We start from the raw sequence: 18,405 nt of genomic DNA on the forward strand, positions 1-18,405 counted from the left end.
CGGCACTCACTTCGGCTCCTCCACCGGGCGGCGGTGCCCGTCCTGGGTCTGCAGGGTCAACTCGGGCAGGTCCTTGTGGACCACGGCTCCGGCCCCGGCGACCGCGCAGCGGCCCACCGTGACCCCGGCGAGCACGGTCGCCCGTACCGCCACCCACGCGCCGTCCTCGACCACGATCGGGGCGTTGCGGTAGCGGAAGTCGGCGGCCCGGTGGTCGTGCGAGCCGGTGCACAGCATGGCTTCCTGCGAGACGCACACGTTCGCCCCGATGGTCACCGGCTCCAGGTTCAGCAGCCAGGCTCCCTCACCTATCCAGGTGTGGTCCCCGATGTCGAGCTTCCACGGCCACAGCACCCGCACCCGGTGCCGGATCAGCACGCCCTCGCCGATCTTCGCGCCGAAGGCCCGCAGCAGCGCCACGCGCACCCGCGCCGGACAGAACCAGCTCATGAACAGCGTGTTCATCACGGCGAACCAGAGCGCCTGCGTCAGCAGCCCGCGGCCCTTGTCATACCCGGCCAGCGTGAAGGAAGGAAGATCCCGCAACTGCCGCCCCCATCTACACTCCGCCATGCCTCCCCGGGCGCGGCCCGCTCAGACTAGACTGCCCGCGGACCAGGCACATCGGGTGGGGGCGGCAGTGACGACGGACATACGCAAGCCCCCCGCGACGCCCGCGAAGCAGCCGGTCCCGTCCCCCTTCGAGGACGAGAGCCTGTGGGGTCGGGCCACCCTCCCGCGCACGCTCCTCTCGCGCGCACTGTCCGTCCCGCTCGCACTCGGATTCACCGTCTTCCTGCCGCTGTTCGTCGCCGCCCAGACGGGCGCCGGCGTCCGCGACGCGGCCTTCTGGCTCCAACTGCTGCTCACCATGTACGCGGGCGCCCGGCTCTCCGCGATGGTGCTCACCAGCCGCCGCAAGCTGCTGCAGGGCTCCTTCTGGCTCTTCGTCTACATGGCCATGGGCGTGGCCCCCCTCGCGCAGGCCGTCCTCGGCCAGGTCCCCACCCCGGTCGTCGGCCCGCGCTCCGACCTGACCATCGCCATCGGGCTCGTCCTGCTCGGCTGCACGGCCTTCGACGTCGGCGTGCTGCTGGCCCGGCACCGGCCGGCGGTGCGTGCGGGCGGGTCCCAGAGGAACTCGAAGCCCGTCATGGCGCACCGGCGCCGGCTCCAGCTCCTGACGGTCCTGTCGTTCCTCTGCAGCGCCGTCTTCATCATGAAGCTGGGCGGCCCGGCGGTCTTCTTCTCCAGCCGCCAGGAGATCATCGCCGGCATCGAGGAGGCGGGCGTCTCCAACGGCGACGGCCAGGCCGGTCAGGCCCTGCTGCGCGGCTTCGGCACCGTGCCGGCCCTGCTCGCACTGCTCCTCTACACCCGCTGGTTGATCACCTCGAAGTTCGCCCGCCGCAAGGTGTCGATCATCGTCACGTGGGCGGCGCTCGCCTGCCTCAACCTGATCGTCAACAACCCGATCTCGAACCCCCGGTACTGGTTCCTGACGGTCATGTTCGCGCTGCTGTTCACCGTCTTCCCGGTGAGCGCGGCGATGTACCGGGTGGCGCTGTCCATGGCGGTGGTCGTCGCGCTCCTGATCTTCCCGTTCGCGGACCGCTTCCGCTACGACGAGAAGAACTACCGGCCGGTCGAGACCACGTCCTTCCTGGAGCCCATGGCCCTCAAGGACTACGACCAGATCGGCATGTTCGCGAACACCATCACCTTCTCGGAGTCGGGTCCCGGGCACTTCTACGGCCGCCAGCTCGCCGGGTCGATCTTCTTCGCGGTGCCCCGCTCGATCTGGGAGGGCAAGCCGCGGGACACGGGCGTGATGGTCGGCCAGTGGATGGGCACGGTCAACACCAACCTCTCCTCTCCGATCTGGGCGGAGCTGTGGCTGGACTTCGGGCCGCTGGGCATGGGGGCGGGGCTGCTGGGCATGGGGTACGCGGCGGCCCGCATCGACCGGCGCTACGCGACGCGGGCCACGCGGCGCAGTCCCCCGGGGAGCCTGATCTCGGTGGTGGTCCCGCTGGTCGCGGGCTACTCGTTCATCCTGCTGCGCGGGCCGCTCCTGCAGGCCTCGGGCCGTGTGGCGATCGCCGCCCTCTGCCTTGCGCTGGTCGCGACCTACCGCTCGGACAAGTCCACCACCTTGCGCTAGCCCTGCCCGGGCGGGCCGCGGTGAGGTCTGCCAGGACTCTGTCCGCGCCGCCGCTTCCCGGGGCTCCGCCCCGGACCCCGCGCCTCAATCGCCGGCGGGGCTGAAAGAGCCCGGGGTCAGGCCGCAGCCGCAGGCTCCGGTTCCCGTGAGCCGGCGGCGGCCGGGAGGCCGGTGACGCGCCACCAGGCGGCCAGGGCCTTGAGGGCCGAGCCGGCCGCCAGGCCCCACGCGGCGCCCGCAATGCCCCACACCACGTACCCGCCGAGCAGCAGCCCCACGGACAACAGCGAGAACACCACCTGCAACGACAGGGTGGCCTTCGGCGCGAGCACCCGCAGGGTCAGCAGCGCGCACGTGCCGAGCCCCATCGCGGCGTACTGCGCCCCCGTGGCCGGCAGCAGCGCGGACGCGCCCGCCCAGGTGTCGCCGAGCAGTTCCCGGCCCAGCCGGTCCGGCAACAGGTACAGGGCCGTGGCCCAGCCCGCGCCGACCGCAGCGAGTACGAGTCCCAGCGCGGCCGTCGCCCGCACCGTGGCCCGCTTGCCGCCGAGCCGGCCGAGCACCGGCGGTCCGAACGCGTTCGCCGAGTTGAACAGCACGTTCAGCGGCCCGAAGAGCGTGGTCGCACCCCGCAGCGCGCCGACGGCCAGCGGCGTCGCGAAGACACCGAGGCCCAGTACGGCGAGCTGGCTGGAGCCGTTGCCCACCGCGAACTCGACCACGAACCGCTGCCCCAGGTGCCCCCGTTGCAGGTACGGCCTCAGGTCCGTGCGGGAGCCGCGTGCGTACGGTCGCAGCAGCCACAGTCCCACCGCCAGCGCGGGCAGTGCGGACAGACCCCACACCAGCACCAGCCGCCCCGCCGAGGCCCCTTCGGGCTGCAGGGCGAGCGCCGCGACCACGCACACCAGGCGCAGCGCGTCGGCGGCCAGCGCCCGCTGCGGGGCGCGCAGCGCGGAGAAGCAGTACCGCAGGCCGTCCTGGAGGAGCACCAGCGGCAGTACGAGGCCCAGTGCGAGGAAGGCGGTCCCGGTGGCCCCGGCCAGCGCGAGGCCCACCACCAGCAGCAGCGCGCCCACGGCGGCCGACGCGGCGGCGGTGAAGGCCAGCGCCGAGCGGCACGCGGCGCCGAGCCCCTCGCCCTTCTCCAGCACCAGGCTCTGGCCGACGTAGGCCATGTTCAGTCCGAGGAGCACGCTGAAGGTCACGTACACCATCGAGAAGTCGGCGAACCCGGAGGCCGAGGAGAGTCGGGCGGCCAGCACCAGGACCAGGATGTTCGTGGCGCTGGACGCCGCCTGGTCCAGGACCGAAGCGACGGCGGCGAGGCCGCGTCGGCTCATCTGCGGCCCATGCGGACGGTGCGCAGCGCGACGGTGTCGGTGCCGTCACCGGGGATGTGCTGTTCGGGCTCGGCCACTTCGTACGGGATCGGCTGCGGCGCGGACCGCCCGGGCTTGGGAGAGGTCCCGGAGCCCCCGGCGGGGCCGGTGGGGGCCGGGCCGGCCTTGTCCTTGCCGCGGCCGCGCTTCTCGCCGGGCAGCGGTGCGTGCAGCACCGCGCCGAGCACGGTGCCGCCGGCGCCGCTGATCAGCTCGCGGATCCGGGACAGGTCGGTGCGGTGCACGGCGCGCGGGTCGCAGACGACCAGGACGCCGTCGACGCGGTCGACGAGGGCGAGGGCGTCGGCGTAGGAGAGCACGGGCGGAGCGAGCACGACGACCGTGGAGTTGGGGGAGTCGGCCTCGGAGATCAGCCGGGTGGCGCGGGCCGAGGTCAGCGAGCGCGGGACGTTGCGCGCCTGCCCGCCCGGGATGAGGTCGAAGGATCCGGACTCCCCGGCGTCCACGACGAGCTGGCGCCCGTCGGGCCATTCGGTGTCCGAGTGACGGCCGGCCGCGTTCGGGCTGCCCGGGGTCTGGCTCCAGCGCGGCCTGCCGCCGGCGTCCGTCGGCAGCTGGCTGGCCAGGACCGGGGTGCGCAGGTCGGCCTCGATGAGCAGGACGTCCTTGCCGGTCTCCGCGAAGGAGGCGGCGAGGTTCACGGACACCGCAGCGGCGGTCTCGCTGCTGCCGCGCGGGGCGACGACGAGCAGGCGGCGCCGGTCGGCGAAGCGGGAGTCGTAGGCGAGGCGGAAGGCCACCGAGCGGTACTCCTCGGCGAGCCGGGGATCGGCCTCACCGGCGGCGAGCAGCGGTCCGCCGCCCGTGCGGTCCCGGGGCAGGTAGCCGAGGACCGGTGCGCGCAGGGCCCGGGCGACATCGCCCTCGGAGCGCGGGGCCGGATCGAAGACGAGGCGGACCCAGGCGGCCAGCAGACCGAGTGCGAGGCCGACGGCCGCACCGAGCGCGAGCGACATGATGATGCCGGGACCGTCGGTGGCGGTGGGTGCGGTCGCCGCGCTCGTGACGCGACCCGGGGTCATGTCCAGGGCTTCGAGCTTGGTGATCTTGGTGTTGTAGCCGCCGACCTCGCTCTGCAGGTCGGTCTTGGCGGAGCTGGCTGCGTCGCGTCCGGCGCCGGCCGGCATCCGGGCGATCTCCTTCGACGTCTCGTCGAGCTGCTTGGCGATCGGGTCGCGCTGCTCCTTGTAGCCCTTGACCATCTTGTCGCGGGTGGCGTCGAGGGCCTCCTGCCGCTTCGTCAGGTAGGCCTCGGTCATCGCGTTGGCGCGCTTGGCGGCCTCCTTGGCGGAGTCCGCGGTGTACGTGAAGCGCAGCACCATGGTCTGCGGGGGGTTGGTGACCTGGAGCCCGCTGCGCAGGGCGGCGAAGCCGGACGAGCCCACGCCGAGCTTCTTCGCCGCCTCGTTGGCTATGGAGGAGCTGAGCGCGACCTGGCGCTCCGAGCCGATGTTGATCGCCTTGTCCGGGGCGAGGCTCGGGTTGAACGGGTCGTCGGTGGGTGCGCGCAGGACGACGTCGGCGGTCGCGACATAGGTGTCGGCCGTGGAGATGCCGAGGTAGACGCCGCCCAGCAGACCGATCCCGATGCCCGCGCCGATGAGCCTGCGGTAGCGCAGGAGCTGCCGGAACTGATCTCTGAGGAGATCGGGTTCGTCGTCGACCGGTGCCGCTGCAGGGCGGTTCGTCTCGATCACGGCCGGGTTCCCCCAAGTGCTTCGTCTATCAGTGCGTCGATGCGGGCCAGGCCCGCTTCGCGGCTCAGGTGGGCCGCCACGTGGCGGGGTCCGGCCGCTCCCAGTGCGTCCGCGCCCTCAGGGTCCTCGGCGAGGGCCCGTACGGCCTTCAGCAGGGCTTCGGGGTCCTCCGGCGGTACGAGCACCCCTGCGCCCGAGCGTTCCACTTCCTGGGCGGTTCCGCCCTCCGCGGCCACGGAGGCCACGACGGGCCGACCGGTCTGGAAGTACGAGGTCAGCTTCGACGGGACGCTCATGTCCAGCACGGCGGCGTGCTGCGTGACCGCGAGAACGTCCGCCGCCGCGAGGATATCCGGGAACTCGCCGTCAGCGGCAGGGGGGATGATGTCCAGATTCGGTACATCCGCCGCGAGATCGGACAGGGCCGCCCGCTGGCTGCCGTCGCCCATCAGGACGAATCGGACGCTCGGATCCAGCCGGGCGGCGCCGACGAGGACTTCGAGACCCTGCTTGAGGCCCATGTTCCCGGAGTGCAGGACGACGGTCTCGCCGGGGGCCCAGCCGAGGTGGTGGCGGGTCTCGCCGCGCGGCTTGGTGGGCACCGGCACGTGGGACCAGTTGGGGACCAGGCGGATCTTGTTCGGGTCCACGCCCATGCCGACGACCCGGTCCACGAAGGTCTCGTGGATGACGCCGACCAGGGTGGCGCGCTTGAGGGCGTAGGCCTCGGCGCGGCCGGCGATCGCGGCGGCCTTGTCGCCGCCGCTGATCCCGCTCTGTGCGGCGGCGGCGCCCATCAGGTCCTGGACGACCGGTATGTACGGGACCTTCCAGCGCGCCGCGAGCCGCGCGGCGAGCACGCCACCGGCCAGGCTGGGCATCTGGGCGAGGACTGCGTCCGGCCTCGGCATTTTCGGCGGGGCCACGGCGCCGTGCAGCAGAATCGATCCTTCGAAAAGGGCCCGCTTCACGGCGGTCTGGCGCGGCGGCACGGTGTGCGCACGCCGGTGCACGGTGACCCCCGCGCGCCGTTCCGTCCGCTGGAACGCGCCCTTGTACTCCGGTTCGAGCGACCACGCCGGGTAGTGCGGCATGCCGGCCAGCACGTGGGTCTCGTGACCGAGATCCGCCCAGTGCTCCGCGATCTGGGTCGCATACGGGCCGATCCCCGCGTGCTCCGGAGCGTAATTGGTGGAAACCAGCAGCATGCGCCGCTGACCGGATCTGGACACCGTGCGTCCCCTCTTCCCCTGGATGATGCGCACGTCACCCTATTCGTTCACCCGCGTGCTGCGGAACGTGCACGCTATTGTCTGCTAATCCGCTACACCGGGGGGTGTGGCCGCTGGGGGTAAATGATGACGGAGCACGACATGTCCGACCTTGGCGCGCCTGCGCGTCGACCGTATCGAGTCGGCTACGCGCCCGGCGCCTACGATCTGTTCCACATCGGACACCTCAACATCCTTCGGCACGCCCGGAGCCAGTGCGACTATCTGGTCGCCGGAGTCGTCTCGGACGAGATGGCCGAGCTCGCCAAGGGGCGCCGCCCGATGATCCCGCTCGTCGAGCGGCTGGAGATCGTGCGTAGTGTGAAGTACGTCGACGCGGCTTTCGTCGAGACGGTCCCCGACAAGGTCGAGACCTGGAAGCAGGTCCGCTTCGACGTCATCTTCAAGGGAGACGACTGGCGCGGCACGCCCAAGGGCGACCGACTGGAGAAGGACTTCGCGGCCCACGGCGTCGACGTCGTGTACTTCCCCTACACCGTCCACACGTCCAGCACCCAGCTGCGCCGGGCACTGGACGCGCTCGCCGAACCGGCCCCGGCGCCGGGCCAGGTCACCGGCGAACGGCGTTGAGCTCCCGGAACCACTTCGCGAGGAACGCCAGCAGGAACAGCGCGGCGACCACGCCCAGTCCCGCGTACGCCCACACGAACAGCTTCCCACCGCCGAGCAGCAGGAACACCAGGCAGAACACCCCGTAGTCCACGGGCAGCAGGGCCACCGCGCGCGCGGTCGACGGTGCGGCGGCCGGGCTGCCGGGAGCCGGCTTGGGCTTCAGCTTCTCGGTCAGCAGCCCGCCGAAGAAGGTCACCACCGCGGCGAACTGGAAGCCCAGCGGCACCAGCAGCCAGCCGTCCGCGCCCGTCCCGTACGCGTCGGGGAAGCGGTAGAAGGCGATCAACACGCACGAGTGCAGGGCGGTGAGCTTGGCGGCGTCCACCACGTGGTCGAGCCATTCGCCGGCCGCGCTGCCGCCGCCGCGCAGCCGGGCGAGCTGCCCGTCGGCGGAGTCGAAGGCGAAACCGACGGCCAGGGCCGCCCACACCGCGATCCCCAGCCCCCACGAGGGGGCGGCCAGCGCGACCGCGGCCACGGCGGCGAAGCTGAAGGCGGCACTGATCAGCGTCACCTGGTTCGGGGTGAGCCCCAGCGCGTACGAACCGGCGGCCAGGTACCGCCCGGCGGGCCGGTTGACGAACCGGGAGTAGAGCGACACCCCCTTCGCCGACTTCTGCGCCCCGCGCAGTTCCTGCAGCGCGGTCGTGACTCTGCCCATGCAGGGACCCCCTCCGAGACGATGTCGAACACATCATCGCAGCACGAACGGGGAGACTGGTTCCGGATGTCGGGTACGTCCGGAACCAGAGTTGCCGACCGGTCCGGTCCGCCGCTCAGCCCACCACCTTCAGCAGCAGCACCGACCGCGCCGGTACCGTCAGGGTCTGCCCGCCGCGGTGCCGGGTCCGGGGAGGGTCGGCCTGGGCCTCCAGGGAGGTGTCCAGGACGACCTCGTACACCTCCGCCCAGGGCGCCCCCGGCAGCGCCCACGCCACCGGCCGGTCCCCGGTGTGCAGCACCGCGAGGAAGCTGTCGTCCGTCACCTGCCGGCCCCGCTCGTCACGGCCCGGGATGTCCCGCCCCGACAGGTACATCCCCAGCGAGGCGGCCGGCGCGTACCAGTCCCGCTCCGTCATCTCCGCGCCCGCCGGGGTGAACCAGGCCAGGTCACGCAGCCCATCCGCGCCCTGCGAGCGCCCGGAGAAGAACGCCCGCCGGCGCAGCACCGGATGGGCGTGGCGCAGCCCGATCAGCCGGGATGTCAGGGAGAAGAGCGACTGCCAGGCCGGATCCTCCAGCAGCGACCAGTCCACCCAGCCCGTCTCGTTGTCCTGGCAGTAGGCGTTGTTGTTGCCGTGCTGCGTCCGCCCGAACTCGTCCCCGGCCACCAGCATCGGCACGCCCGTGGACAGCAGCAGCGTGGTGAGCAGGTTGCGCAGCTGGCGACGGCGCAGCGCCCCGACCCGGGGATCGTCGCTCTCGCCCTCCGCCCCGCAGTTCCAGGACCGGTTGTCATGGGTGCCGTCCCGGTTCGCCTCCCCGTTCGCCTCGTTGTGCTTGCGCTCGTAACTCACCAGGTCGCGCAGGGTGAAACCGTCGTGCGCGGTCACGAAGTTCACCGACGCGTACGGCCGCCGCCCGCCCCACGCGTACAGGTCGCTGGAGCCCGACAGCCGGTAGCCGAGGTCCCGCACGTCGGGCAGCGCGCCCCGCCAGAAGTCCCGTACGGCGTCCCGGTAACGGTCGTTCCACTCCGTCCACAGCGGCGGGAACGCCCCCACCTGATAACCGCCCGAGCCCACGTCCCACGGCTCGGCGATGAGTTTCACCCGCCGCAGCACCGGGTCCTGGGCGATCACCGCGAGGAACGGCGACAGCATGTCCACGTCGTGCATCGACCGGGCCAGCGCCGCCGCCAGGTCGAAGCGGAAGCCGTCCACTCCCATCTCGGTGACCCAGTAGCGCAGCGAGTCGGTGATCAGCCGCAGTACGTTCGGGCGCCCCGCGTGCAGGGTGTTCCCGCAGCCCGTGTAGTCGGAGTACCGCCGCTGGTCGGACTGGAGCCGGTAGTAGCCCCGGTTGTCGATCCCGCGCAGCGACAGCGTGGGGCCCAGCTCGCCCGCCTCCGCCGTGTGGTTGTAGACCACGTCGAGGATGACCTCGATGCCGGCCGCGTGCAGGGCCCGGACCATCCGCTTGAACTCCCCGACCTGCTGCCCGGCCGTCCCGCTCGCCGAGTACGCCGCGTGCGGGGCGAAGTAGCCGATCGAGTTGTAGCCCCAGTAGTTGCGCAGCCCGCGGCGCAGCAGATGGTCCTCGTGCGCGAACTGGTGCACCGGCAGCAGCTCGACCGCCGTCACGCCCAGCGCCGTCAGGTGCTCGATCGCCGCCGGGTGGGCCAGGCCCGCGTAGGTGCCGCGCAGCTCCTCGGGAACACCCGGATGGCGCATCGTGAAGCCGCGCACGTGCAGTTCGTAGATCACCGAATCGGCCCAGGGGGTCTTCGGCCGGACGTCGTCCGCCCAGTCGTCGTCATCGTGGACGACCACGCCCTTCGGGACGAACGGCGCGGAGTCCCGGTCGTCGCGCACGGTGTCCGCGATGTACTGCTGCGGCCAGTCCCGGACGTGCGCGTACACCTCCGGGGGCAGCGTGAAGTCCCCGTCGACGGCCCGCGCGTACGGGTCCAGGAGCAGCTTCGCCGGGTTGTAGCGGGCGCCCGTCCAGGGATCCCAGCGGCCGTGCACCCTAAATCCGTACCGCTGCCCGGGGCGTACGCCCGGCACGAACCCGTGCCAGATCTCGTGCGTGTGCTCCGTCAGGGTGCAGCGGGTCTCGGCGCCGGCCTCGTCGAACAGACACACCTCCACCGCCTCCGCGCCCTGCGCCCACAGGGCGAAATTGGTGCCCGCGGTCCCGTCCGGACCGTGGTGGAACCGGGCCCCCAGCGGATGCGAGGACCCCGGCCACACCGGTGCCCCCGGACGCGCGTGCATCCGTAACACCTGGCCCGTGACCTGGCCGTTCGGCCGCTCCTTCAGTCGGCCGTCGATGTGCGGTACGGGCACGGCCCGGCCGCTCCGCACCGCTTCCGCGGCATTGCTGACGGCTTCCACCGCCTCCTGCTCGGCTGCGCTCGACACTGCCCGCCTCCACGGCTCCTGGGTACCGGCGGGGGTAGGGGAGAGTGCGGCCCCGGCGTCCCGGCCTGGGCCCGCCCCCGTCTGGTCCTTCACACTGTTCTGCCCGGACAGTTCTGCCCGGAACGTGGCCCGCGCTCACGTTTCCCCCGCACCGCCCGGTCGTTGGAGGGATCGTGACACTTCTGACGAGGCGGGCAGGGGCGGGCTTGGCCGCCGTGGCGGCATGGGCGGGCCTGCTGGGCGGCCTGGCCGGATGCACCCAGGACGGCAAGGCCCCGGTCGAGATCCAGCTGCCCGGCAAGCCCCGCTCGCCGGACGAGGCCATCCGCATCACCCCCGACGACAACGCGAAGGGGGTCCCCGCGGACGGAAGGCTGTCGGTCACCGTGCCCGAGGGCCGCCTCGAGCGGGTCGTCGTCACCAAGGTGGAGGACGCGCAGCAGGAACAGGTCCCCGGCGCCATCGCCGACGACGGGCTCAGCTGGAGCCCCGACCCCGAGTCCGGACGGCTCGCGCTCGCGGCCAAGTACACCGTGGACGCCGTCGCCCTCGACGGGCACGACCGCCGCCAGGCCCGCCACACCACCTTCACCACCTACGTTCCCGAGGAGCGGTTCATCGGCTACTTCAAGCCCGAGAACCGCTCGACCGTCGGCACCGGGATGATCGTCTCCTTCCGGTTCAGTCAGGCGATCGAGCGCCGCGCCGAAGTGGAGCGGGCCATTTCCGTCACCTCGGATCCGGGCGTGCAGGTCGTCGGCCACTGGTTCGGGCGGGAGCGGCTCGACTTCCGGCCCAAGGAGTACTGGAAGCCCGGCACCAAGGTCACCGTGAAGATGGACCTGCGCGACATCGAGGGCGCGCCCGGCGCGTACGGCATCCAGGACAAGACGGTCGGTTTCACCGTGGGCCGCTCCCAGATCTCCACCGTGGACGCGGAGGCGCACACCATGGAGGTCCGCCGGGGCGGGCAGCTGGTGTCGACCGTCCCGATCAGCGCCGGGGCGCCGAAGACCCCCACGTACAACGGCAGGATGGTGGTGATGGAGATGTTCGACGTCACCCGCATGAACGGCCAGACCGTCGGCTTCGGCGGCGAGTACGACATCCCCGACGTACCGCACGCCATGCGGCTCACCTCCTCCGGAACCTTCCTGCACGGGAACTACTGGTCCAGCCCCGACACCTTCGGCACCACCAACGTGAGCCACGGCTGCGTGGGCCTGCGCGACGACAAGGGCGGCGGCTCCGACACCCCGGCCGGCTGGTTCTTCGACCGGACCCTCGTGGGGGACGTGGTGGAGGTCGTGAACTCGCAGGACAAGACCGTCGCCCCGGACAACGGGCTGGGCGGCTGGAACATGTCCTGGGCGGACTGGGTCGCAGGCTCCGCCATCGCCTGACCCTCGGCGGCCGTCCCCTCGGGATTGGCCTGATCACCTACCGTTTCCCGACCACGGAGGCGACCTCCGCAGCACTTCTCCGGGCAGTTGGGACGGAACGGTGACAAGACCGTGGCTCATCGTGATCCCTCCGTGTGATTACCTGTCAACAAGCGCGCGACAGTCCGCGCGCGGGGGACATGGGGAGAACACGAGTGAACGTGCAGCCGATACGCGGCCGCGCCCGCACCGGCCTGGGGGCCCTGTTGCTGGGGGCGGCCCTGCTGTTCACCACCGCGTGCGGTGGCGGTGGCGGCAGCAACAGCGGCGGCAGCGGTGCCGACAACGCCGGGGGTGGAGGCAAGACCGGTACCGAGGCCTCCAAGGCGGTCGTCAGCGTCAAGCCCGACGACGGGGCCAAGGAGGTCGCCACCAGCGGCGTCCTGAAGATATCGAGCACGGGCGGCAAGCTCAGCACGGTGGCCGTGGCGGACACCAAGGGCAACGCGGTAGAGGGCAAGATCGCCGACGACGGCGCCACCTGGGAGCCGGCCCGCCACCTGGCCTCCGCCACCGAGTACAAGGTGCACGCGGTCGCCAAGGACGAGGCCGGCCGGGAGTCCGCCAAGGACACCACCTTCACCACCCTGACCCCGACCAACACCTTCGTGGGCCACTACACGCCCGAGGACGGCGCCACCGTCGGCGTGGGCATGCCGGTCTCGATCACCTTCACCCGCGGGATCACCAACCCCGAGGCCGTCGAGAAGGCCATCACGGTCACGGCCGAGCCGGCCGTCCAGATCGAGGGCCACTGGTTCGGCAACGACCGCCTCGACTTCCGTCCCGAGAACTACTGGGCCGCGGGCACCAAGGTCACCGTGAAGCTCGCCCTCGACGGGGTCGAAGGCCGCCCCGGCGTCTACGGCAAGCAGACCCGGACGGTCACCTTCACCATCGGCCGCTCCCAGGTCTCCACGGTCGACGCGAGCACCAAGCAGATGGAGGTCGTCCGTGACGGCCAGGTGCTCAAGAACGTTCCGATCACCGCGGGCGCCCCGTCGACGACCACGTACAACGGTCAGATGGTCATCAGCGAGAAGTACGAGGTGACCCGGATGAACGGCGCGACCGTCGGCTTCGGCGGCGAGTACGACATCGCCGACGTCCCGCACGCCATGCGCCTGTCGCAGTCGGGCACCTTCGTGCACGGCAACTACTGGGCCTCCTCCGGCACCTTCGGCTCGTCGAACGTCAGCCACGGCTGCGTGGGCCTGCGCGACCAGCGCGGCGGCGGCGACCCCGACGCCCCCGCGGCCTGGTTCTTCAACGAGTCGATGATCGGCGACGTGGTCGTCGTGAAGAACTCCAAGGACAAGCAGATCGCCCCGGACAACGGCCTCAACGGCTGGAACATGCCGTGGGCGGAGTGGATCAAGTAAGTACGCCGCCCGCGCGGCCGGAGCGGCCCGGTGCTGTGACCCACAGCACCGGGCCGCTCCGCGTTAACCGACGCTAACCTGACCCGTATGACCCTCTCTCTCGAAGTCTCCGAAGGCGTCGGCACCATCCGCCTGGACCGGCCGCCCATGAACGCCCTGGACATCGCCACCCAGGACCGGCTGCGCGAGCTCGCGGTGGAGGCGACCGACCGGACGGACGTCCGAGCGGTCATCATCTACGGCGGCGAGAAGGTGTTCGCGGCGGGCGCGGACATCAAGGAGATGCAGACGATGGACCACGCGGCGATGGTCGCCCGGTCCCGCGCGCTCCAGGACGCCTTCACGGCCGTCGCCCGGATCCCCAAGCCCGTCGTCGCGGCCATCACCGGCTACGCGCTGGGCGGCGGGTGCGAACTCGCCCTGTGTGCCGACTACCGGATCGCCGCCGACAACGCCAAGCTCGGCCAGCCCGAGATCCTGCTCGGCCTGATTCCGGGCGCGGGCGGCACCCAGCGGCTCTCCCGGCTGATCGGTCCGTCCAAGGCCAAGGACCTGATCTTCACCGGGCGCATGGTCAAGGCCGACGAGGCGCTGACCCTCGGCCTGGTCGACCGGGTGGTGCCCGCCGCCGAGGTGTACGAGCAGGCGCACGCCTGGGCCGCCAAGCTGGCGCAGGGTCCGGCGATCGCGCTGCGCGCCGCCAAGGAGTGTGTGGACGCGGGTCTGGAGGCCGACATCGACACGGGTCTCACCATCGAACGCAACTGGTTCGCGGGCCTGTTCGCCACCGAGGACCGCGAACGCGGGATGCGCAGCTTCGTCGAAGAGGGTCCGGGCAAGGCGAAGTTCGTCTGAGTCGGGACCTCGACCGAGGAACTCGGTCCTCCCTGTGGGTGGATTAGCCAGGCCTTAAGCCAGCCTTAAGGGGAATGAGTGATCCACTCGCTGTGATGAGTTCCGCGCGGCGCGTCATTGCAGGTCAGGGCGTCCGTAGAGGCCTTCCGGTTGCCTCTCGCATATGACGGAACACCCCCTTGGAGTTGTTGAATCCGGGGGGTGTTTTCCTGTGGAACGGCCCGGGCGGGCGGGTCGGCCGTCCATGATGGGTGCATGGCGGGCCTGGAGGGTGTGGAACAGCCGCGGCAACGCGGCAGCGCTTCGGCGGTACGGCTCACGGCGGCTGTCGAGGACGAACAGGGCCTCAAGGCGCTGGAGTTGTACGGAAATCCGGCCGAGGCCGAAGTGACACTGCCGTCCATGCCTGAATCGGCGAGCACCGCGCGCCGGCTCACCCAGTGCGTGGTGGTCCGCCTCTGGGGCCTCTCGCCGCAGATCGCCGAGCACGCCGTCCTGTTGGTCTCGGAGCTCGTGGGCAATGCGGTCCGGCACACCGGTGCCCGTTCCTTCGGTTTGCGCACGCTGCGGCGCCGCGGCTGGATCCGGGTGGAGGTGCGCGATCCTTCGCGCGGACTGCCCTGCCTGATGCCGGTCCACGAGCTGGACACCACCGGCCGGGGACTCTTCCTCGTCGACAAGCTGTCCGACCGCTGGGGCGCGGACCTGCTGCCGCGCGGGAAGATCACCTGGTTCGAGATGCGGGTCGCCGACCGCCAGAACCCCTGACCCTCCCCGAGCGCCCGCCCCGGGAACGCCGGAAGCCCCCGTGCGCCGTGTGGGGCGGTGTGGGGGCTTCATGGGTGCACCGAGGGTCTGAGGGGGTGTGATCCTCGGCGTGGTGACTTCGCTCGGGTCAATGGGAAGTCGTGGCTCCGACTATGGCAGACGAGGGCCAGAACGCCAAAAGTCCCTACTTGGACATAAGTGGGCAAATAGTAAGACTTTCTAGCTAAATCCTAGGTGAGGTGGGCCACTCACCTCGTAATCCATGAATAAATATCGACTGCTCTGCGTAAATCGTTGATCACATAGCGACCTGACCACTCGGATGGCCCCTTGTGGCGACCGTTCTGAATTGGGTCAATCGTTACCTTCTGGGCTATTCACCCCTTAAATGGGCAGGTGCTCTCACAACCAGGCCGCCGCGCGGCCCTGCGCGTGGCCCTGCGCGCGGCCGTCCTCGGGACGGCCGGCGCCGCCGCGGCCGGTCTCACCGCCGCCTGCGGGTCGGGTCGGCCGGCCACCGCACCCTCCGGTGCGCCGCCGGGTCCGGGCCGGTCGGCCCGCCCGGCACAGGAGGCACCGGCCGCCGCCCCGCGCCGGTTCGCCGGGCAGCCCGTGGAGATCGGTCACGGTCCGCGCGGCCGCCCCCGGGTCGCCCTCACCTTCCACGGCAACGGGGACCCCGCCATCGCCCGGGCGGTCCTGGCCGCGGCCGAGAAGGGGGGCGCGCGGGTCACCGTACTGGCCATCGGATCCTGGCTCGACGCGCACCCGGAGCTGGCCCGGCGCGTCCTCGACGGCGGTCACGAGCTCGGCAACCACACCCAGCGCCACCTCGCGATCAACGACATGCCCGAGGCGCAGGCCTACGCCGAGATCACCGGCTGTGCCCAGCGGCTCAAGCGGCTCACCGGCTCCATCGGCACCTGGTTCCGGCCCTCCCAGACCCAGTACGCGACCCCCCTCGTCCAGAAGCTGGCCCAACGGGCGGGCTACCCGCACGTCCTCTCGTACGACGTGGACTCCCTCGACTTCACCTCGCCCGGTGCCGCGGCCGTCATCCGCACCGTCACCGGGACGATCCGGCCCGGATCGGTGGTGAGCCTGCACTTCGGCTACGCGGACACGGTCGACGCGATGCCTGCCCTCCTCGAAGAACTCGCGCGCCGCAACCTGCGCGCGGTGACCACCACGGAGCTGCTGACCCCATGACGACCACCCGCCTTCCCCGGACCGCCGGCGCGCTGCTGGCAGGTCTGGTCCTCGTCGCCCTCGCCGGCTGCGGATCAGCCGGCAAGGAACCCGCCGAGGCGCTCGGCACCAAGGGCCCGGCCAAGCCCGTCAAGGCCGCGCCGGTCGCTCCGCCCGGTCTGCCCGGCATGCCGCCCGTGCTCGATCCGAACGACGTCTACGCGGCGGACCGGCCGAACAAACTCTCCCCCGTGGTGAAGGATTTCCCGTCCCGTGTCTACGTGCCGAACACCAACTCCAACACGGTGTCCGTCATCGACCCGACGACCTACCGGGTCATCGATACCATCCCGGTCGGGGTCCAGCCCCAACACGTGGTCCCCTCCTGGGACCTGAAGACCCTGTGGGTCAACAACAACCGCGGTCACACCCTCACCCCGATCAACCCGGCCACCGGCGAGGCCGGAAAGCCCGTGGAGGTGCACGACCCGTACAACCTGTACTTCACGCCGAACGGCAAGTACGCCATCGTCATGGCCTCGATGGACAAGGAGCTCGTCTTCCGCGACCCGCACACGATGGACCGGGTGAAGACGGTGCCCGTGACCTGCTACGGCGTCAACCACGCGGACTTCTCCGCCGACGGGCGCTACTTCATCGTGAGCTGCGAGTTCTCCGGCGAACTCCTCAAGGTCGACACCGAGCGAATGGAGGTCGTCGGCCAGCAGAAGCTGCCGTTCGAGGGCGCGATGCCGCAGGACGTCAAGGTCTCCCCGGACGGGAAGACCTTCTACGTCGCGGACATGATGGCGCACGGCATGTGGGTGCTCAGCGGGGACACGTTCGAGACCCCCAAACTGCTGCCCACCGGAAAGGGCTGCCACGGCCTCTACGTGAGCCGCGACTCCAAGGAGATGTACGTCTCCAACCGGGGCGAGGGCACCATCTCGGTCTTCGACTTCCCCGAGAACAAGCTCACCAAGAAGTGGACGCTGCCGGACGGCGGCAGCCCCGACATGGGCGGGGTCTCCGCCGACGGCAAGGTGCTGTGGCTGTCGGGCCGTTACAACTCCGAGGTCTATGCGCTCGACACGCAGACCGGCAAGCAGATCGCCCGGATCCCGGTGGGCGGCGGACCGCACGGACTCGCCGTGTACCCGCAGCCCGGCCGCTACTCGCTCGGCCACACCGGCATCTTCCGCTAGGCCGTCCCGGAAGGACGGTAGGGCCGGTGCGGCAGTGCCCCGGAAGCCCGCACGGCTCCCGGGGCACCATCGTCCGTGCGTCGGACCACGGGCGACCGGGCGACCGGCGCCTTCTCGCGCAGCCGGGCGCACTCCTCGGCGGCACGTCACCGCGCCGGGAGAGCGGGAGGTCGCGGAGCGGCCGCTCCTCGGTCCCCGGATCCTCGAGCTGCTCGACGCCCATCGACGGTCCTCTCGGTCGGTGCTCGGTCCGCGGCGCTCCCGGGGGCGGTGGCTCCGGGCCGTACGACGGCGTACGCCTGGTTGCGGGTCGCGCGCAGACCCCGGCCGCGCGCGAAAGGGGACATCGGTCTCGAACGGGACCCGGGGCGGGGGCGGACCGGGCAGGCCGCTACCCTGAGCCGGTCAACAAGGCATCAAGAAGGAGTGGACCCAGTGGCGGACATCGAGAGCGCACGGACGACGTTCGGCAAGTTCGACGTGAACGGTGACGGCTTCGTTACGGCCGACGAGTTCAAGGCGGCCATGGCGGCCATGGGCGACCCGTTCGTCACCGGCCCCGTCGCGGACGCCGTGATCGCCTCCAAGGACGCGAACGGTGACGGCCTGCTGAGCTTCGACGAGTTCTGGGCCTCCCTGAACAAGTAGTCCCTCCGATGCCGCCCCGCCCCGGACCGCCGGAGCGGGGCGGCAGCGTGCGTTCGGCGCCGGGCGTCAGGCCCCGGGCCCCGCGCGTCAGGCCCCGCGCGTCAGGCCCCCGGTCCGGACATGTCCTCGACCTCGCCCAGGGCCTCCTCCAGCCAGTGCAGCCAGAACGTCTCCAGGGCGATCCCGCCGTGCAGCACGAGCCGCCGCAGCCGGTCCTCCACGGCGTCCCGCCCCGGCGGGAAGTCCTTCTCCTCGATGGCCTCGTACTGTGCGAGCTGACGGCGGTGCAGCTCCAGGTGGCGCCTTAGCTCGGGACCGAGCCCCTGTGGCCCCACGACACCCGCCGCGCGGATCCGCAGCAGCAGCGGGTCGCGCATCGGCTTGGGGTCCTGGCTCTCGCCGACCCACCGGGCCAGCTCCGCGCCGCCGGCGGGCAGCACCTCGTACTCCTTCTTCTGCCCGCGCACGGGCACCTCGCTCGGCAACTCCCGGATCAGCCCGGACTCCTCCAGCCGCCCCAGCTCGCGGTAGATCTGCTGGTGCGTCGCCGACCAGAAGTACCCGATCGACTTGTCGAACCGCCGGGTCAGCTCCAGCCCGGACGAGGGCTTCTCCAGCAGGGCGGTGAGGATGGCGTGCGGCAGCGACATGGCGCCATCCTAG

Annotated in this window: 16 protein-coding genes; 9 read left to right on the plus strand and 7 right to left on the minus strand. The window is 71.3% G+C overall.

Annotated elements, in window-relative coordinates; genetic code table 11:
- Nucleotides 1-6: 6 nt before the first annotated feature.
- The gene (locus ACIQK6_RS16100) at nt 7-573 is read right to left on the minus strand and encodes a WcaF family extracellular polysaccharide biosynthesis acetyltransferase (protein WP_329098938.1); all 567 of its coding nucleotides are present in this window, start codon (nt 571-573) and stop codon (nt 7-9) included.
- A 67-nt stretch (nt 574-640) separates the two neighbouring features.
- On the opposite strand from ACIQK6_RS16100, the gene ACIQK6_RS16105 reads away from it, so the two are divergent.
- Nucleotides 641-2,164: a hypothetical protein gene (locus ACIQK6_RS16105; RefSeq protein WP_329098937.1), complete on the plus strand. Its 1,524-nt coding sequence runs from the start codon at nt 641-643 to the stop codon at nt 2,162-2,164.
- Nucleotides 2,165-2,280: 116 nt separating this feature from the next.
- Here the strand turns inward: ACIQK6_RS16105 and ACIQK6_RS16110 are convergent, their stop codons facing one another.
- From ACIQK6_RS16110 to ACIQK6_RS16120, 3 genes are read right to left on the minus strand one after another with little or no spacing between them, the layout of a single operon-like run.
- Nucleotides 2,281-3,507, minus strand: coding sequence for a hypothetical protein (locus ACIQK6_RS16110; protein WP_329098936.1), 1,227 nt, complete (start codon nt 3,505-3,507; stop codon nt 2,281-2,283).
- The gene (locus ACIQK6_RS16115; protein ID WP_329098935.1) at nt 3,504-5,264 is read right to left on the minus strand and encodes a lipopolysaccharide biosynthesis protein; all 1,761 of its coding nucleotides are present in this window, start codon (nt 5,262-5,264) and stop codon (nt 3,504-3,506) included. Before ACIQK6_RS16115 ends, ACIQK6_RS16110 begins: the two co-directional genes overlap by 4 nt.
- Entirely contained in the window at nt 5,261-6,472 is a 1,212-nt protein-coding gene (locus tag ACIQK6_RS16120; RefSeq protein WP_329107625.1) for a glycosyltransferase, read from the minus strand. The genes ACIQK6_RS16115 and ACIQK6_RS16120 overlap by 4 nt, the downstream gene beginning before the upstream one ends.
- A 165-nt stretch (nt 6,473-6,637) precedes the next feature.
- On the opposite strand from ACIQK6_RS16120, the gene ACIQK6_RS16125 reads away from it, so the two are divergent.
- On the plus strand, nt 6,638-7,126 hold the full coding sequence (locus tag ACIQK6_RS16125) for an adenylyltransferase/cytidyltransferase family protein (RefSeq protein WP_030009114.1): 489 nt from the start codon (nt 6,638-6,640) through the stop codon (nt 7,124-7,126).
- On the opposite strand, the gene ACIQK6_RS16130 is transcribed toward ACIQK6_RS16125, so the two are convergent.
- Nucleotides 7,107-7,829, minus strand: coding sequence for a CDP-alcohol phosphatidyltransferase family protein (locus ACIQK6_RS16130; RefSeq protein ID WP_402694974.1), 723 nt, complete (start codon nt 7,827-7,829; stop codon nt 7,107-7,109). The genes ACIQK6_RS16125 and ACIQK6_RS16130 overlap by 20 nt on opposite strands.
- 115 nt (nt 7,830-7,944) lie before the next feature.
- Complete coding sequence (glgX, locus tag ACIQK6_RS16135; RefSeq protein WP_402694975.1) at nt 7,945-10,254, minus strand: glycogen debranching protein GlgX; 2,310 nt, start codon at nt 10,252-10,254, stop codon at nt 7,945-7,947.
- A 182-nt stretch (nt 10,255-10,436) separates the two neighbouring features.
- On the opposite strand from glgX, the gene ACIQK6_RS16140 reads away from it, so the two are divergent.
- From ACIQK6_RS16140 to ACIQK6_RS16170, 7 genes are all read left to right on the plus strand, one after another.
- Complete coding sequence (locus tag ACIQK6_RS16140; RefSeq protein ID WP_329107619.1) at nt 10,437-11,657, plus strand: Ig-like domain-containing protein; 1,221 nt, start codon at nt 10,437-10,439, stop codon at nt 11,655-11,657.
- 179 nt (nt 11,658-11,836) lie between these two features.
- A complete protein-coding gene (locus tag ACIQK6_RS16145) occupies nt 11,837-13,078 on the plus strand; it encodes an Ig-like domain-containing protein (RefSeq protein ID WP_402694976.1) in 1,242 nt (413 codons plus the stop codon).
- Nucleotides 13,079-13,165: 87 nt separating this feature from the next.
- On the plus strand, nt 13,166-13,933 hold the full coding sequence (locus ACIQK6_RS16150; RefSeq protein ID WP_327737501.1) for an enoyl-CoA hydratase-related protein: 768 nt from the start codon (nt 13,166-13,168) through the stop codon (nt 13,931-13,933).
- Nucleotides 13,934-14,188: 255 nt separating this feature from the next.
- Complete coding sequence (locus tag ACIQK6_RS16155) at nt 14,189-14,701, plus strand: ATP-binding protein (protein ID WP_329098933.1); 513 nt, start codon at nt 14,189-14,191, stop codon at nt 14,699-14,701.
- Between the two features lie 396 nt (nt 14,702-15,097).
- On the plus strand, nt 15,098-15,910 hold the full coding sequence (locus tag ACIQK6_RS16160) for a polysaccharide deacetylase family protein (RefSeq protein ID WP_329098932.1): 813 nt from the start codon (nt 15,098-15,100) through the stop codon (nt 15,908-15,910).
- Complete coding sequence (locus ACIQK6_RS16165) at nt 15,907-17,094, plus strand: hypothetical protein (protein ID WP_329098931.1); 1,188 nt, start codon at nt 15,907-15,909, stop codon at nt 17,092-17,094. Before ACIQK6_RS16160 ends, ACIQK6_RS16165 begins: the two co-directional genes overlap by 4 nt.
- A 435-nt stretch (nt 17,095-17,529) precedes the next feature.
- Nucleotides 17,530-17,742 carry an EF-hand domain-containing protein gene (locus ACIQK6_RS16170; protein ID WP_030009288.1) on the plus strand — a complete coding sequence of 71 codons (213 nt, stop codon included), beginning with the start codon at nt 17,530-17,532 and terminating at the stop codon, nt 17,740-17,742.
- A gap of 101 nt (nt 17,743-17,843) precedes the next feature.
- Here ACIQK6_RS16170 and ACIQK6_RS16175 read toward each other — a convergent pair whose 3' ends face one another.
- Complete coding sequence (locus ACIQK6_RS16175; protein WP_030009289.1) at nt 17,844-18,392, minus strand: PadR family transcriptional regulator; 549 nt, start codon at nt 18,390-18,392, stop codon at nt 17,844-17,846.
- Nucleotides 18,393-18,405 lie beyond the last annotated feature (13 nt).

The sequence above is a fragment of the Streptomyces sp. NPDC091682 genome, assembly GCF_044756625.1.
GTDB lineage: Bacteria > Actinomycetota > Actinomycetes > Streptomycetales > Streptomycetaceae > Streptomyces.